General features: G+C 71.0%; 7 protein-coding genes. All 7 read left to right on the forward strand.

Features of this window, described 5'->3' with window-relative positions; all coding sequences use genetic code 11:
• Window positions 1–4,811: amino acid adenylation domain-containing protein (locus ACFYM2_RS34295; protein WP_388841751.1), on the forward strand; the 4,811-nt coding region annotated here is incomplete at its 5' end.
• A complete protein-coding gene (locus ACFYM2_RS34300) occupies window positions 4,811–10,468 on the forward strand; it encodes an amino acid adenylation domain-containing protein (RefSeq protein ID WP_388841754.1) in 5,658 nt (1,885 codons plus the stop codon). The genes ACFYM2_RS34295 and ACFYM2_RS34300, both read left to right, overlap by 1 nt.
• A gap of 335 nt (window positions 10,469–10,803) precedes the next feature.
• Complete coding sequence (locus ACFYM2_RS34305) at window positions 10,804–11,955, forward strand: histidine kinase (RefSeq protein ID WP_388462427.1); 1,152 nt, start codon at window positions 10,804–10,806, stop codon at window positions 11,953–11,955.
• Between the two features lie 151 nt (window positions 11,956–12,106).
• Window positions 12,107–14,662, forward strand: coding sequence for an amino acid adenylation domain-containing protein (locus ACFYM2_RS34310; RefSeq protein WP_388841757.1), 2,556 nt, complete (start codon window positions 12,107–12,109; stop codon window positions 14,660–14,662).
• A gap of 118 nt (window positions 14,663–14,780) precedes the next feature.
• The gene (locus ACFYM2_RS34315) at window positions 14,781–15,803 is read left to right on the forward strand and encodes a TauD/TfdA family dioxygenase (RefSeq protein WP_388841760.1); all 1,023 of its coding nucleotides are present in this window, start codon (window positions 14,781–14,783) and stop codon (window positions 15,801–15,803) included.
• A 32-nt stretch (window positions 15,804–15,835) separates the two neighbouring features.
• Entirely contained in the window at window positions 15,836–16,870 is a 1,035-nt protein-coding gene (gene sbnB, locus ACFYM2_RS34320; RefSeq protein WP_388841763.1) for a 2,3-diaminopropionate biosynthesis protein SbnB, read from the forward strand.
• A 42-nt stretch (window positions 16,871–16,912) separates the two neighbouring features.
• Window positions 16,913–17,899, forward strand: a complete 987-nt coding sequence (sbnA, locus tag ACFYM2_RS34325) for a 2,3-diaminopropionate biosynthesis protein SbnA (protein WP_359004306.1) — start codon at window positions 16,913–16,915, stop codon at window positions 17,897–17,899.
• Window positions 17,900–17,924 lie beyond the last annotated feature (25 nt).

The following is a 17,924-nucleotide window of genomic DNA, read 5'->3' on the forward strand; positions in this document are numbered from 1 at the left end:
TGGTGACCCGGCTCACCAGTCGCATCCGCACCGCACTGGACGCCGAGCTCTCCATCCGCGCCGTCTTCGAAGCACCAACCGTCGCCGCACTCGCCTCCCGACTGACGGTGGGCTCGGCGCGGCCGGCGCTGGTGGCGACGGCGCGCCCCGATGCGCTGCCGTTGTCGTTCGCACAGCGGCGGTTGTGGTTCGCCTTCCAGGTGGAGGGTCCCAGTCCGACGTACAACATTCCGATCGCTCTGCGTCTGTCCGGCGAGCTGGACCATGTCGCTCTGGAGGCGGCGTTGGCCGATGTGGTGGGGCGGCATGAGGTGCTGCGTACGCGGTTCGTGGAGGAATCGGGTGAGCCGTTCCAGGTGGTGCTGGACGGTGAACAGGCGCACCCTGTGGTCGAGTTGGTGGAGGTGGGGGAGCCGGGCCGGTTGGAGTCGGCGTTGGCGGAGGCGGCGGCGTTCGGGTTCGATCTGGCCGGTGGGGTGCCGCTGCGGTTCACTCTCTTCCGGGTGTCCGAGCGTGAGCACGTCCTGTTGATTCTGCTGCACCACATCGCTGGTGACGGCTGGTCGATGGGTCCGCTGTCGCGGGATCTGTCCGCTGCTTATACGGCTCGTGTGGGTGGGCTGGCGCCTGCTTGGGAAGCGTTGCCGGTGCAGTACGCCGACTATGCGCTGTGGCAGCGTGACGTGCTGGGTGAGGAGGACGACCCGGACAGTCTGATCGCTCAGCAGCTGGCTTTCTGGCAGAAGGAGCTCAGTGGTGCTCCGGAGTTGTTGGAGCTTCCGTTGGGCCGGCCTCGGCCGGCGGTTGCCAGTTATCGCGGTGCTACCGAGAACTTCGTACTGGACGCCGAACTCCATGCGCGGATCGTGGAGTTGGCGCGTGCGTGTGATGCCACGGTGTTCATGGTGTTGCAGGCCGGGCTTGCGGCGCTGTTGTCGCGGCTGGGTGCGGGTACGGATATTCCGATCGGCACCGCGGTGGCGGGGCGTTCGGATGAGGCGTTGGATGATCTGGTCGGGTTCTTCATCAACACTCTGGTGTTGCGTACGGACGTGTCGGGTGACCCGACCTTCCGTGAGTTGCTGACTCGGGTGCGGGAGGCCGACCTGGACGCCTACGCCCACCAGGACATTCCCTTCGAGCGAGTCGTCCACGCGGCGGGGGTGACTCATACCCTCTCGCACACCCCCTTCTTCCAGGTCTCCCTCAACCTTGAAAAGAGCGCGGGGGACGCTCCGGTCATGCCGGGGCTGCGAGTGGAGTCCCAGCCGGTGGGACTGGACGCCGCCAAGTCCGAGTTGGTCTTCGGTCTCACCGAGCGGTACTCGGCAGCCGGTGAACCGGCCGGCTTCGCCGGGCAACTCACCTACGCCACGGACTTGTTCGAGGCCGCGAGTGCCGAGGCGCTGGCCCAGCGGCTGGTCCGGATGGTGCGGGCCGTCGTGGCCGAGCCCGATCAGGCGGTGGGCAGTGCGGAGATTTTCGGTGACGAGGAACGGCGGGAACTGCTCGACGGCCGCAATGCCACGGAGCAGCAGGTTCCGGCGTTGACGATGCCGGAGCTGTTCGAGGCCCATGTCGCCCGTGCCCCGGAGGCGGAGGCTGTGGTCTTTGAGGGCGCGGTTCTCTCCTACCGCGAACTGGACCGACGGGCCAACCGGTTGGCCCGCCTCCTCATCTCCCAGGGCGTGGGGCCGGAGCGGCTGGTGGCCCTGGCCGTGCCCCGCTCGACCGAGCTGGTCGTCGCCGCCATCGCCGTCCACAAGGCGGGCGGGGCGTACCTGCCGATCGATCCGGACTACCCGGCCGACCGCATCGGTTACATGCTCACCGACGCCGCCCCGGCCTGCGTCCTCACCACGTCAGGTGTGGAGCTGCCCGCCACCGCGTGCCCGAGGGTGCTGCTGGACGACCACGACGCCACCCGGGGCCTCGCGGACGGGCCGATCAGCGACGAGGAACGGCTCGCTCCGCTGGATCTGCGCCACCCCGCGTACGTCATCTACACTTCGGGATCCACCGGCCGTCCCAAGGGCGTGATCGTCACCCACAGCGGTATCGCCTCGCTCTCCGCGGCACAGGGCGCGCACCTCGACGTGACGGACCGGTCGCGGGTTCTGCAGTTCGCCGCGCTCAGCTTCGACGCCGCCGCCTGGGAGCTGATCATGGCTCTCACCCATGGCGCCGCCCTCGTCCTCGCACCGTCGGCACGTCTTGCCGCGGACGGGGAGCTGACCGCCTTGCTCTCCGAGCAGCGCGTCACTCACGCCACTCTTCCCCCGGCCGTGCTCGGTGTGCTGCCTCCCGGCTCGCTCCCGCGGGACATGACGCTGATCGTGGCGGGCGAGGCCTGCCCGCCCGAACAGGTCGGCCGCTGGTCGGCGGGCCGACGCCTGGTCAATGCCTACGGTCCGACCGAGGCCACCGTCTGCTCGACCGTCAGCCGGCCCCTGACCGGCGCCGTTGTGCCGCCGATGGGCACCCCCATCACCAACGCCAAGGTCTACCTCCTGGACGAGCGACTGCGCCCGGTGCCGCCAGGCGTGGCGGGCGAGCTCTACAGCACGGGCCCTGGTCTGGCCCGCGGGTACCTGGGCCGCCCGGAGCTGACCGCCGAGCGCTTCGTGGCCAACCCCTACGGTCCGCCCGGCAGCCGCCTCTACCGCACCGGCGACCTCGGCCGGTACACCTCGCACGGCACCCTCGAATACCTCGGCCGCACCGACAACCAGGTCAAGGTCCGCGGCTTCCGCATCGAGCTCGGCGAGATCGAAACGGCGCTCGCAGACCTCCCCGGCGTCACCGGAGCGCTGGCGATGGTCCGGCAGGATGGGCCGCGGGAACGGCAGTTGGTCGGGTATGTCACGGCGGCCGGGTCCGCGGTCAACCCTGCCGACCTCCGCACGCGCCTTGCCGAGGGGCTGCCCGACTACATGGTTCCGGCCGCCGTCGTGGTCCTCGACCGCTGGCCGATGACTCCCAACGGCAAGATCGACCGCAAGGCGCTTCCCGCTCCCGTCTTCACCGGGTCCACCGCCGGCGGACGCGCCCCCCGCACCCCCCGGGAAGAGACCCTGGCCGGGATCTACGCCGGCGTCCTCGGCCTCGACACCGTCACCATCGACGACAACTTCTTCGAACTCGGTGGTGACAGCATCAGCTCGATGCGGGTGGTGTCCCAGGCCCGCGAGAACGGGCTTTCGCTGACGGTGCAGCAGATCTTCCTGCACCGGACGGTGGCGGAGCTGGCCGACGTGGCCGCCGAGCTGCCCGGTTCCGGCTGGGCCACCGCGGACGACGGCGTGGGGGCCTTCCCGCTGACGCCGATCATGCACTGGCTGCACGAGCTGGACGGCCCGGTGTCGGGCTTCAACCAGTCGGTGACGGTGCGGGTTCCGGCCGGGGCGGCCCCGGACCGGCTGACTGCCGCGGTGCAGAGCTGGCTGGACCACCACGACATGCTGCGCCTGCGGATGACGACCGCCGAGGACGGGTCCTGGCAGCCGGTCGTAGCGGAGCGCGGGGCGGTGGCCGCCACCGCGGTGCTGCACCGGGTGGACATCGCCGCCCTGCCGTCGCGGGAGCGGGACGCGGTCATGGCCGACGAGGGGGAGCGGGCACGGCTGCGACTCTCCCCGGAGAACGGCTCGGTGATCCAACTGGTCTGGTACGACGCCGGGCCCGAGGTGTTGGGGCTGTTGCACATCGTGGCGCACCACCTGGCCGTGGACGGGGTGTCCTGGCACATCCTGGTGCCGGATCTGCGGGTGGCCTGGGAGGCGGCGTCCGCCGGGCGTGATCCGAAGTTCACGCCGGTGGCCACCTCCTTCAGGTCGTGGGCACAGCGGCTCGCCGAGGCGGCGCAGGAGCCCGCGTGGGAGGCCGGGCTGGACGTATGGACGCGGGCCGCCGCCGACGCGCCGGACAGCGCGTCGGGCGGTGAAGCTCCTTTGGGCGCAAGGGAGTTGGACCGCCGCCGGGACACCGCCGCGACGGTGCGCACCCTGGAGCTGAGTCTTCCTCCCGAGCGCACGCAGCCGCTGCTGACGTCCGTCCCCGCGGCGTTCCACGCCAACGTGGGCGAAGTGCTGCTGAGCGCGTTCGCCCTGGCGGTGCGCGAGTGGCGACGACGCCGAGGCGAGGCTGCCGACGGCGTGCTCGTCGACCTGGAGGGACACGGCCGCGAGGACATCCTGCCGGGAGCCGAACTGTCCGGTACAGCGGGCTGGTTCACCAGCCTCTACCCGGTACGGCTGACACCGGCCGCCGCGGACTGGGCCGAGGTGCGGGCCGGCGGGCCGGCGGTCGGGCAGTCCCTCAAGCTGATCAAGGAGCAGCTGCGGGCGCTTCCCGGCAACGGCGTGGGCTACGGCATGCTGCGTTACCTCAACCCGCGCCTGGGCCCCGTACTGTCCGTGCTTCCGGCTCCGCAGCTGGCATTCAACTATCTCGGGCGGTTCGAGGTGACGGACACGGCGGCCGGTGGGGGCCGGCCGTGGACGATGGCCGGCGGCCTGCCCTCGCCCGTACCGCAGGACAGCGGGATGCCGCTGGCGCACCCTCTCGCGGTCAACGCACTCACCCAGGACCTGGCCGATGGCCCCCGGCTGAGCGTCACGTGGTCCTGGGCGGGCGGGATCCTGCCCGAGGAGGACGTCCGGGAACTGGCCGATCTGTGGTTCACCGCCCTGGACGCCCTGACCGCCCACGCCCAGGAGGCCGGCACCGGTGGCCACAGCCCTTCCGACCTTGCCCTCGGTCTCTCTCAGGCGGAGATCGACGAACTCGAAGCAGAACTGAGGATGCTCTGATGAACCGGGCCGCGCTCGAAGACGTTCTGCCGCTGACCCCGCTCCAGGAGGGGATGTTCTTCCACTCCCTCTACGACGATGACGCGGTCGACGTCTACAACACCCAGATGGTCCTCGATCTGGAGGGACCGCTGCGGGCAAAGACCCTCAGGACGGCCGTCGAGGTGCTCATCCGCCGCCACCCCAACCTGCGCGCGGGATTTCGGCAGCGGCAGAACGGCCAGGCGATGCAGGTGATCCACCGCGACGTGCCGCTGCCGTGGGAGGAGGTCGACCTCTCGGCGGGCGACGTCGCGGACACCCAGGCGCGCCAGGAAAAGCTCCTCGCCGCAGACCGGACACGGCGCTTCTCGCTCGACCGGCCGCCACTGATGCGCTTCACCCTCATACGGCTGGGCGCCGATCGGCACCGGCTGGTGATGACCAGCCACCACATGCTGCTGGACGGCTGGTCGGTCCCCGTGCTGGTCCGGGAGCTGTTCACGCTGTACGAGGGCGGGGGTGACGACTCGGCGCTGTCCCGGCCGGTGCCGCACCGCAGCTACTTCGGCTGGCTGGCGCAGCAGGACGACGCGCGGTCGGAGACGGCCTGGCGGGAAGCCCTGGACGGACTGGCAGGGCCGACGCTGGCGTTCTCCGCCGACCCGTCGCGGGTGCCGGGCATGCCCGCGCGCGTGAAGACCTCGCTGCCCGCCGATTTCGCCGCCGATCTGGACGCGCTGGTGCGCGACCGCGGTCTGACGGCCAACCACCTCGTCCAGATGGCGTGGTCCTTGGTGCTGGCCCGGCTCACCGGCCGGGACGACATGGTCTTCGGCACGCTGGTCTCCGGCCGCCCGCCGGAGATCCCCGGCATCACCACGATGATCGGGATGTTCATCAACGCCATCCCGGTGCGGGTGCGGCTGGATCGCACCGAGTCGGTGCTCAAGAACCTCGACCGGCTGCGCAGGGAACAGGCGGCGCTGCTGCCGCACCACCACCTGGGGCTGGGCCGGCTACAGCGGATGGCCGGACACGGCGACCTCTTCGACACCTTCGTGGTGTTCGAGAACTACCCGGACGACGACGCGGCCCGCCCGTCCTACGCCGGCGTCCGGGTGGAGGTGGCCGGCGGTCACGACGCCGCGCACTACCCGCTGCGCGTCGTCGCGGGGCTGGCCGGGCGACGGTTGCGGATCGACCTGGAGTACCAGCCGGACCTGCTGGACGAGGACGAGGCGGAGGCGGTGCTGACCGCGCTCACCCAGGTGCTGAAGGCGGTCGTGGCCGCTCCGGACCGCAGCGCCGGGGACGTGGAGTTCGCTCTGCCGTCGGCGTTCCGCCGGGACACCGCGCCGGCCGGGGACGGCGCCGGGGCCCACGCCCAGGGCGACGGCCCGGCCCACCGGGGTCCGAGGGCCCCGCAGACGCCGACCGAGGACATCCTCTGCGGGCTGTTCGAGAAGGTGCTGGGGCGGCCCTGCCGCTCGGTGGACGAGAGCTTCTTCGACCTGGGCGGTCAGTCGCTCACCGCGATCCGACTGCTGAGCCAGGTCCGTGCCGCCTTCGGGGCCGAGCTGCCGGTGCGTGCGGTCTTCGAGGCGCCGACGGTGGCCGGCCTCGCCGCGCGGCTGGCACACGCGGACACGGCCCGGCCGCCGCTGGCGGCGGTGGAACGCCCCGAGCGGGTGCCGATGTCCTACGCCCAGCGCGGCCTGTGGTTCGCCTTCCGGCTCAACGGGCCCAGTGCGACGTACAACAACCCGCTGCCGCTGCGGCTCTCCGGAGACCTGGACCGCGCCGCGCTGGCTGCCGCGCTCACGGACGTCGTGGAGCGGCACGAGGTGCTGCGCACCCGCTTCGCCGAGTTCGCCGGCCAGCCGTGCCAGATCGTCCTGGACGTCCAAGAGGCGGACGTACGGCTGGAGTTCGTCGAGCTCGCGGGCGAGCAGGACCTGCCGGGGGCACTGGCAGGGGCGACGGGTCACGCCTTCGACCTGACCACCGAGGTTCCTCTGCGGGCCACGCTCTTCCAGGTGTCCGAGCGTGAGCACGTGCTCTGCCTGCTCACCCATCACATCGTCAGCGACGGCTGGTCGATGGCTCCGTTGGCCCGCGACCTGTCCGCCGCGTACCGGTCCCGCACGGCGGGCCGGGCCCCGCAGTGGCAGCCGCTGCCCGTGCAGTACGCGGACTACGCGCTGTGGCAGCAGGAGCTGCTGGGCGCCGAGTCGTCCCCCGGCAGTGTCGCGGCACGCCAAGTGGAGTACTGGACCAATGAGTTGGCGGGAGTGACGGAGCTGCTTCAGCTGCCTCTGGACCGCCCGCGGCCGGCGGTGGCCGATCAGCGCGGGGCCGGTGTGCGCTTCGCTCTGGACGCCGCGCTGCACGCGCGGATCGCCGAGCTGGCCAAGCAGTCCGACGTCACGGTGTTCATGGTCGTCCAGGCGGCGCTGGCCGCACTGCTCTCGCGCCTGGGCGCGGGCAGCGACATCCCGATCGGCGCCGTGCTGGCGGGGCGCACCGACGAGGCGCTGGACCACCTCATCGGGTTCTTCGTCAACACCCTGGTGCTGCGTACGGATGTGTCGGGGGACCCGACCTTCCGCGAACTGCTCGCCCGGGTGCGGGAGACGGACCTCGGCGCCTACGCCAACCAGGACCTGCCGTTCGAGCGGATCGTGGAAGCCGTCAACCCCGGCCGCTCCCTCTCGCACGCCCCGCTCACCCAGGTCACCCTGGTCTTCCAGAACAACGAGCGCGGTTCGATGGACCTGCCCGGGCTGCGGGTCTCCGCCGAGGGTGAGGCGGTCGGCAACGCGCGGGTGGACCTGGCCTTCAACATGGGCGAGAGCCACACCGAGGAAGGCGCCCCGGCCGGCATCGACGGACTGGTGGAGTACGCCGCCGAACTGTTCGAGCCGGACACCGTGCGGCGGCTGACCGAGCGGCTGACCAGGCTGCTGGAGAGCGCGACCGCCGACCCCGGCACCGCGGTCTCCGTACTGGAGATCCTTTCGGCGCAAGAGCGCCGGACGCTGCTTCAGAGCGGGTCCGACGCGGATGCCGTGGGGCGGGCGGCCACCTTCCCCGAGCTGTTCGAGGCACAGGTGCGGCGTACTCCGCAGCGGCCCGCGGTGGCGTGCGCGGACACCACCGTGACGTATGCCGAGCTCAACGAGCGGGCCAACCGCCTGGCCCGGCAGCTGGTCGCCCGGGGCGTCGGGCCCGAGATGTACGTGGCAGTGGCGCTGCCCCGCTCGGCGCTGATGCTGGAGGGCATGCTCGCCGTCATGAAGGCCGGTGCGGGGTACCTGCCGCTCGACCCGGCCTACCCGGCCGAGCGGCTGTCCGCGATGCTGGCGGACAGCGCGCCGGTGCTGCTGCTGACCACCGAGGAACTGGCGGACCGGCTGCCACGCGCCGATGGCCTCGACACGCTGCTGGTCGACGGGGCGGCCACCGCCGCCGAGCGGGCCGCGCTGCCCGGGACGGACCTGAGCGACACCGACCGCACCACCCCGCTGCGGGTCGTCAACCCGGCCTATGTCGTCTTCACGTCGGGCTCCACCGGCCGCCCCAAGGGCGTCCTGGTCAGCCACGCCGGAATCGGCGCGCTGGCCGCCAACCAGTCGGCCCACTACGGGGTGGTACCCGAGAGCCGGGTGCTGCAATGTGCCTCGCCCAGTTTCGACGTGTCGATCGCGGAGTTCTGCCTGGCCCTGCTGTCCGGCGCGTGCCTGGTCGTACCCGCGCATACCCCGGTCGGGCCCGAGCTCGCCGCGTTCCTCGCCGAGCAGCGCGTCAGCCACCTGCTGATCGCCCCCTCGGCGCTCGCGGAGGTACCGCGGGCCGAGCTGCCCGACTTCCGCACGATGATCACCGGCGGAGAACCGCTCTCCCCGGAACTGGCCGAGTTCTGGGGCCGGGACCGGCTGTTGATCAACGCGTACGGGCCCACCGAGGCCACCTGCGACGTGAGCTTCACCCGGCGCCTGGTTCCCGACGCGGCCGCCGCTTCGGTCATCGGCCGGCCGATCGAAGGCAACAGGATGTACGTCCTGGACACGGCGCTGCAACCGGTACCGCCCGGCACCGAGGGCGAGTTGTACATTTCCGGCGGCGGTCTGGCGCGCGGCTACCTGGCCAATCCCGGCATGACCGCGGAGCGCTTCGTCGCCGACCCGTACGGCGGCCCTGGCGCCCGGATGTACCGCACCGGTGACCTGGCGGTGTGGAACGCCGACGGGCAGTTGCAGTTCCGGGGCCGCGCGGACACCCAGGTCAAGGTCCGCGGCTTCCGCGTGGAGCTGGGCGAGGTGGAGGCCGCGGTCGCGGACTGCGCGGGGGTGGAGCGGGCCGTGGTGATGGTCCGCGAGGACCGGCCGGGCGATCAGCGCCTGGTGGCGTACGTGAAACCCCTCGCCCAGCAGGCCGAGTTGACGCCGCGCGCGCTGCGCTCCGAGGTCGCCGAACGGCTGCCCGCCTACATGGTGCCGAGCGGCTTCGTCCTGGTGGACCGATGGCCGCTGACGCCCAACGGCAAGCTGGACCACCGGGCGCTTCCGGCACCCGTGCAGGTTGCCGCGGGTGAGTACCGGGCGCCGGGTTCACCGCAGGAGGACCTGGTCTGCCGCCTGTTCGCCGAGACGCTCGGCGTGGAGCGGGTTGGCGTGGACGACGGCTTCTTCGAGCTCGGCGGCCACTCCCTGCTCGCCACCCGGCTGGTCCACCGCATCGGACAGGCGCTCGGCCGCCCGCTGGAGCTGCGGGACATCTTCGCCGCGCCGACCCCGGCCCGGCTGTGCGAGCACCTGGACGGGGACAGGAGCAGAGCCTTCGACGTGATCCTGCCGCTGCGCACCTCCGGCAGCTCGGCCCCGCTGTTCTGCGTACACCCCATCGCGGGTCTCAGCTGGCGCTACTCGACGCTGCTGAGTGCGCTCAGCCCCGATCACCCGGTCTACGGGGTCCAGGCCAGGGGTCTGGACGGGGTGGAGCCACTGCCCACGTCCATGACCGAACTGGCCGTGGACTACGCCCGGCAGATCCGTGCGGTGCAGCCCGATGGGCCGTACCACATCCTGGGCTGGTCGCTGGGCGGGATCATGGCGCAGGCCGTGGCCACCGCGCTGGAGGCGGACGGGCAGGAGATCGGGCTGCTGGCGGTGCTGGACACCTCCCCGCCCGAACCCGGCGGCCCGGGGACCGGGACACACGACGAAATTCTCGCGCAAATGTACGAGGGATACGCCAAGATCTACGGCCTTCCGCAGGACGCGCCCGCTGAGCCGACGCCGGACCAGATGCGCGCCCAGATTGTCGATTGGTACGGGGAGGGCAGCAGCGAGCTGCGTCACCTGAGCCGCGAGCACCGGGCCGCCGCGCTGGAGGTGAGCGTCAACAACGCCTGGCTGGCGACGGAGCGGCGGCCGCAAGTGCTGCGCTCGGACCTGCTGCTGGTACTGGCCACCCGTAAGCGCCTGGAGGCCGTGGTGCCCGAGGCGTGGGGGGAATTCGTGGCAGGCCGCACCGAGATCGTCGAGGTGGACTGCGAACACGCCCACATGATGGATCCAGGTCCGGCGGAGCAGATCGCGCGGCTTGTCGAGCTGCGCATGGGACGGGTTCGGGAGACCGGCGCGCGCCCGGCAGTGGCGGCCCCGACGCACTGAACCGCCCAAGCTGGCAGGGGTGTTGAAGGTGTGGGAGGGGGCGGGGGCAGTCCCCTCCCCTTCAGCGCGGTGCGGACGCGGTGCCGGTTCCGGCGCGGTACGGCGGCTCTATCATGATTTGTGTGACGAATTACCCGGACGGTGCAGAGTGGCCAACGAGTCCGCAGAGGCCGGCGAGTTCGTCGCGTCCGCGAAAGCGCGGAGTGAAACAGCGATGGGTCTCCCCTGTACAGGCCTTGTGCGGGGAGCTCTTCAATTTCTCGCCGCGCCCGCTGCCGACCTTCCCCCGGTCGCGGAACCGGGTGCTTCGTCAACTCCCGCTCCTTCTCACGGGGGTGTTCACGCTCTACCTCGTCGGGCCGGGAACGGCCGTGGTCGCCGAACGGCTTCAGACACACTGGGCCCTTGCGGCGCTGCTCGCGTGCGTCCAGGCGGCGGCTGTGCCTCTGGCCCTGGTCCGGCCGGTGGCCGCCTGGTGGCTGTCACTCGCGGCCATGGTGCCGTTCCCCCTGCTGCTGGCGGTGCGAGACGCCGCGCCCGCCGGCCTGACACCCTGGCCATGGACCGAGATGGGGTTCTTGGCGCATCTGACTGTCACGCTGCTCGTCGCCTGGCGGGTCAGTGCCCGGCTGTCCGTCGCGCAGTGGCTGGTGACGCTGCTCGTCGGCACGGCACTCGGGGCCGCGCTGAGCCCCGAGGGAGCGGGGAAGGGCCTGTTGGCCTTCGGAATGCTGTCGGGGGGCGGGCTGGTACTGCTGGCCGCCGTGCGCGGACGCAAGGAAGCGCAGCGGCAGTTGCGACGGCAGGAGGAACTTACCGAAATCGAGCGGTTCCGCAGGACCCTGCTGGAGGAACGGGCACGCATCGCGCGTGAACTGCACGATGTCGTCGCCCACCACATGTCCGTCGTCGCCGTACAGGCGGAAGCCGCCCCGTTTCTCGTCGAGGATCCGCCGGAGGCGATGCGCGAGAGCCTGGGCAGCATTCGTCGGAACGCGCTGGCGGCCCTGACTGAGATGCGCCACATTCTGGGCATGATGCGGTCCGACGATGCCGGTGCGAGCAGCAAGGACGGCAGATACGCGCCGCAGCCGACCCTGGCGAATCTCGATGAACTCGTCGGCAATGTCCAGGCGGTCGGTCTGACCGTGAAGACGGAGATATCGGGTACTCCACGAGTCCTGCCCCACCATGTCGAACTCTCGGCTTTTCGCATTACTCAGGAAGCACTGAGCAATGTGGTGCGCCATGCACCGGGTGCGAAGGTCCACATCGAGTTGACCTACGGCGAGCGGGATCTCGTGGTGCGGGTGGTCAACACCCCGGCCACCGTCCCCGCGCAGCGCCTGAGCGGCAGCGGGCACGGTGTCCTCGGTATGCGGGAGCGGGCCTCCATGCTCGGCGGCACGCTGCACGTGGGAGTCATGGAGGACGGCCGGTTCGAGGTACGGGCGCTGCTGCCCACCGGTGCGAGCGAGGACTCATGACCAGGACGCTGATGCCGGCTCACACCCCGATAGCCCTGGGGTTTCGAACCGATACCTAGCCAATAATCTGCTGCCCTAGCGTCGCTACCGACCATGGCACAGGTGCTGTCGGACGCCCGGTCGGGGCGTTCGCGATGGAAGGTTAGGGCGAGTGAAGGTTCGGCAAGACGAGCGGCAGAGCCAGCCCGCACAGCGGTACACGACTGCCGGATCGTCGACGGACCGGGAGTACTGGCAGCGAGTGCTCTCCGAGGGCGGGTACACGCCTGTCCCGAGGTGGTCCGGCGAGCAGCGCGAACCGGGCATCGTCGAGGAACTTCGCACGCCCGTACCGGCCGTGGCCGCTCAGGCGCTGCGACGGCCGGCGGACGACCTCGCCACCACCCCGGACACCGTGCTTCTGGCGGTCTGCGCACGGGTGCTGGCGGCCCTGACCTCCGACTCCGCCGTCGTGGTAGGTCGTCTGAGCGCCGACGGCTCCGTGGCGCAGCCGCTGCCCTGCCCGGTGCCGGTGGCCGACGGCCCGTGGCGGGAGTTGCTGAACACCGCGGCCCGGGCCACCGCTGAGGTGACCGGCCGGCCGGAAGCGGCGCTTGCGGAACTGCGCGCCGAGACCGGCCGCACCGAAGCCCTCTTCGACACGGTCGTGGTCGCGGGCCGCGCCCCGCGCGCGGGCGACCTGGCCCCCGAGACCGTTCTCGCTGTCGGGGTGGACACCTCGGGTGCGCAGCCGCACCTGGTCCTCGCGCACCGCCCCTACGCGCTCGACGCCGACCAGGCCGGGCGGATCTCCGGATATCTGCTGGCCGCTCTGGAGGAACTGGCCCGTAACCCCGAGGCCGGCCACCACGAGTGGAGTCCGCTCCCGGCGGCGGAGACCCGGTTCCAGGTGGACGGGCTGGCCGGTCCGCACCGCGACCTGCCCGACCGCCGGGTCCACCAGCTCTTCGAGGAGCAGGTCCGCCTGCGTCCGCAAGACATCGCCGTCGAACAGGGCGCGAGCTCCTGGACCTACCGCGAGCTGAACGCCCGCGCCAACCGCATCGCCCACGCGCTGCGCTCCGACGGCCTGCGTGACGAGGACGTCGTCGCCGTCGTCAGCGAGCGCGACCTGGAGTGGCTTGCGGCCGTGCTCGGCGTCCTGAAGGCGGGCGGCGTCTACCTGCCGGTGGAGCCGCACTTCCCCGCCGACCGGATCGCCGGCATGCTCACCCGCAGCCAGTGCCGCCATGTACTCGTCGAACGCGACGCCTGTGCCGACTTGCCCGAGGCCCTGCGTGCCGCCTCCGACGTCCGCGCGCACCACCTTGACGACGTCCTCGCCGCCGGCCACCCCGACACCGACCCCGACCTGCCCGTCGCGGCCTCCCAGGCCGCCTACATCTACTTCACCTCCGGATCCACAGGCAGGCCCAAGGGCGCCGTGTGCGAGCACGCCGGCTTTCTCAACCACCTCCTCGCCAAGATCGAGGATCTTGGGGTCCGCGAGGGCGGCGTGGTGGCGCAGACCGCCCCGCAGTGCTTTGACATCTCGCTGTGGCAGCTGGTCGCCGCGCTCACCGTCGGCGGCCGCACCCGCATCATCGAGCAGAGCGCCGTCCTGGACGTGGGGCGCTTCGTCGAGACGCTGGAGAACGCCCGCGTCGAGGTCGTCCAGGTCGTCCCCTCCTATCTGGAGGTGGTGTTGACGGAACTGGAGCGCCACCCCCGCGAGTTGCCCCATCTGCGCTGTGTCTCCGCGACCGGCGAGGCCCTCAAGAAGGACCTGGTGGCGCGCTGGTTCGCCACCTTCCCCGAGGTCGCGCTGGTCAACGCCTACGGCCTCACCGAGACCTGTGACGACACCAACCACGAGGTCATGCGCACCGTGCCGGCGTCGGCGTCGGTGCCGCTGGGCCGGCCGATCGCCAACGTACGGATCTACGTGGTCGACGAACTGCTGCGGCTGGTGCCGCTCGGCTCTCCCGGCGAGATCGTCTTCTCCGGCATCTGTGTGGGCCGTGGCTATGTCAACGACGAGGAGCGCACCCGCGCCGCGTTCGTCCCCGACCCGCACCACCCCGGCGCCCGGATGTACCGCTCCGGCGACTTCGGCCGCTGGCTGCCGGACGGGCGGCTGGAGTTCCTGGGCCGCCGCGACACCCAGGTGAAGATCAACGGCTTCCGCATCGAGATCGGCGAGGTGGAGAACCAGCTGCTGCGGGTCTCCGGGGTGCGCGACAGTGCCGTCGTCATCGCGGGCGAGGGCGAGACCAAGCAACTGGTGGCCTTCTACTCCGCCGCCCAGGAACGTTCCGCGCAGACCGTCGGCAAGGAACTGGGTACCGCTCTGCCGGAGTACATGGTTCCCGCACGCATCCACTACCTCCCCGCCCTGCCGCTCACCGCCAACGGCAAGATCGACCGCAAGGCGCTGACCCGTATGGTCGGCGAACTCAGCACCAACGAGGGCGAGTTCCAGGCGCCCCGTACGGATCGCGAGCGCAGCCTCGCCGGGCTGTGGGCGAACGCCCTGAAGCTTCCTGCCGAAGACATCGGCCGGAACACCCACTTCTTCGAAGCCGGTGGCACCTCGCTGGGCATGTTGCAGATGGCGGTGGCCCTGGACCGCACGGTGTCCCCCGCGGAGCTGATGAGCCGGCCGGTCCTCGCCGACCTCGCCGCCCTTCTGGACGAGCGGGCCGCCGGGGAGGGCGGAGCGGCCTGAGACCAGGCGCCCGTTCCTCTCCCCTCGCCCGGCCCCGGTGGCCGGCCCCCCCACCTCAGGCGACCGTACGGCCCACCCTTTGTCCGTATGCCGCCAGACCTTCAAGAAAGGCAATCCGATGACGGCCACGACCGACGGCGCCATGACCGCCGCGGCACCGCCCGGCGCTTACGAACCGGTCCTCGAAGCAGGGCGCACTCCCATGCTGGAGGTCCCCGGCGCGGACTTCGACCTGCTGCCGGGCCAGGTGGTGCGCGACTTGGTGGCCCGGCACGGCGCGCTGCTCGTGCGCGGCCTCGGCCTGAGCGCTCCCCACGACCTGGCGCGGGCAGCGCGCTGGCTCGGTGTGACCCCGGTGGCCGAACGCGAGGGTTTCACCAGCCGCACCGAGCACGGCGAAGGCGTCTACTCCTCGTCCATGTGGCCGGCCGACGAACCGATGTGCATGCACCACGAGTTGAGCTATGCCGCCGAGGTGCCCTCCGTCGCCCTCTTCGGCTGCCTGACCGCACCCGCCTCCGGCGGCGCCACCGCGGTCGCCGACGCCCGGACGCTGCTGAGCTCCCTGCCCGCCGACCTCGTCGAACGTTTCGCACACCAGGGCTGGCTGCTGGACCGCGACTACCGCGAGGTGGGCGTCACCTGGTCGGAAGCCTTCGGTACGCAGGACCGCGCCGAGGTGGCCGCGTACTGCGCCGAGCACGCCATCGAGCACGAATGGCTCGCGGACGGCGCGCTGCGCACCCGCCAGCGGCGGGCCGCGGTGGTCGCCCACCCCGTCACCGGCGAGCGGCTGTGGTTCAACCAGATCGCGTTCCTCAACGGACTGACCCTGGAGCCCGCGGTCCGGGAGTACCTGACTTCCTTCTACGGTCCGGACGCGCTGCCCTTCAACACCCGTTTCGGGGACGGCGAGGCCATCAGCGAAGAGGTCATAGAAACGCTCAACACCGCCTACACGGCCGCTACTTCGCGCCGTCCCTGGCAGGCCGGAGACCTGCTGGTCGTCGACAACCTGCGGACGGCGCACAGCCGCGAGGCATACCAGGGGGACCGCGAGGTCGTGGCGCTCTTCGGCGACCCGGTGCGCCTCGCCGACCACGTGCGCACCGATGTGCCGGCCCACCCCGCAGCAGCCTGACCCCGCCCCCGCACTTCCCTACGGAGCTCTTCATGTCCCAGCAGCACGCGGCGCCCTCCTTTGCGGTCATACCCGGAGCGCAGGTCAGCCAGGTTCTCGACGGCCGCGGCAAGGAGGTGGTGGACCTGATCGAGGCCGCCTACCGCCTCCACGGCGAGGGCGACACGGTCAACCCTCCCTCGTACTTCCTGCGCTTTCCCGACAAGCCCTCCTCACGCATCATCGCGCTGCCCGCCTCCATCGGCGGCGAGGTCGCCACCGACGGAATCAAGTGGATCTCCAGCTTCCCGGAGAACGTGGACGCCGGCATCCCCCGGGCTTCCGCCGTCCTCATCCTCAACGACCACGAGACCGGTTACCCGTTCGCCTGCCTGGAGAGCTCCATCATCAGCGCGGTGCGCACCGCCGCCTCGGCTGCGCTGGCCGCCGACCGGCTCAGCGCCGGCCGCTGCCGCCCGCTCCGGGTCGGCTTCTTCGGCGTCGGGCTCATCGCCCGCTTCATCCACACCCTGTTGCGCGAAACCGGCTGGACCTTCGAAGCGACGGGCGTGCACGATCTGTCCTCCGAGCACGCCGTCGGCTTCACCAAGTACCTCGCCCAGTCCGGCGAGACCGGAAACGTCACCATCCACGAAACCCCCGAGGACCTGATCCGGTCCTCGGACCTGATCGTCTTCGCCACCATCGCCGGGGCCCCGCACGTCACCGACCCGGGCCTGTTCGCCCACAACCCGCTGGTGCTGCACGTCTCGCTGCGCGACCTGGCGCCCGAGGTCCTGCTGACGGGCACCAACATCGTCGACGACGTCGAGCACTGCCTGAAGGCCAACACATCCCTCCACCTGGCCGAACAGCAGGAGGGCAACCGGGACTTCGTGCACGGCACGCTCCACGACGTGCTGACCGGGGATCTGAGCCCGGCGGCTGACCGCCCGGTGTTCTTCTCGCCCTTCGGTCTCGGCGTCCTCGACCTCGCGGTCGGCAAGCACGTCTACGACGTCGTTCGCGACTCGGGACAGCTGAATGTGGTCGACGACTTCTTCCACGAGATGCGCCGTTACGGGTGACGCCGCCCCCAAATAAAACGCCGTTCAAGGCAGGGAGGTTCTGTGCCGATCATTTCGTCTCCCCAAGAGTTCAATGTGGAAGACCTGTACGTCGACCTCGACGCGGTGCTCGGCATTCCCGTGCACCTGAAGTGTGAAGGGTTCAACTTCACCGGCTCCGTCAAGCAGAAGGCCGCCGTCGCCATGGTGGAGGCCGCGGAAGAGGCAGGGGAGCTCACCCCCGGGTCGATCCTGGTGGAGTCCTCCTCCGGGAATCTGGGCGTCGCGCTGAGCATGATCGCGGCCAGCAAGGGATACGGCTTCGTCTGCGTGACCGACTCGCGGTGCAACCTCGCCTCCAAGCGTCTGATGGAGGCGTTCGGCGCCGTGGTGCACACCATCACCGAACCGGCGCGCGAGGGCGGGTTCCTGGCCGCACGCATCGCCCACGTCCGAGCGCTGTGTGAAGAGAACGAGCGGCACGTCTGGCTCAACCAGTACGTCAACCAGGCCAACTGGAAGGCGCACCACCGCCAGACCGCGCCCGCCGTCGCCCGGGCCCACCCCGGCCTGGACGTCCTGTTCGTCGGCGCGGGTACCACCGGAACGCTGATGGGCTGCGCCCGCTGGTTCAAGGAACACCGGCCGGGCGTACGGATCGTGGCCGTGGACAGCGTCGGCTCGGTTGCCTTCGGGCACCCCCCGGAACCCCGCATGATCCCGGGACTGGGCACTGGAGTGCGCCCGCAGCTGCTGGACGAATCCTTCATCGACGACGTGGTGATGGTGCCCGAGCCCGACACCATCCGCATGTGCCACCGGCTCGCCGCCCGCGGCTTCCTGTTCGGCGGCTCCACCGGAACGGTCGTCAGCGGCGCCGCCCGGTGGCTGGCCGACCATACGGGTGGCGAGCGGATCGAGGCCGTGGCACTCGCCCCCGACCTGGGCGAGCGCTACCTCGACACCGTCTACCACGCCAACTGGGCGCAGGGCATCTACGGCCCCGACGTACTCGACGCCACGCCCGTCCCACAGACCTCGCTGTCCTAGCCGGACCACTCCGCGACAGCCACAC

The sequence above is a fragment of the Streptomyces sp. NPDC006711 genome (genome assembly GCF_042869775.1).
In the GTDB taxonomy this organism is placed as follows: Bacteria; Actinomycetota; Actinomycetes; order Streptomycetales; family Streptomycetaceae; genus Streptomyces.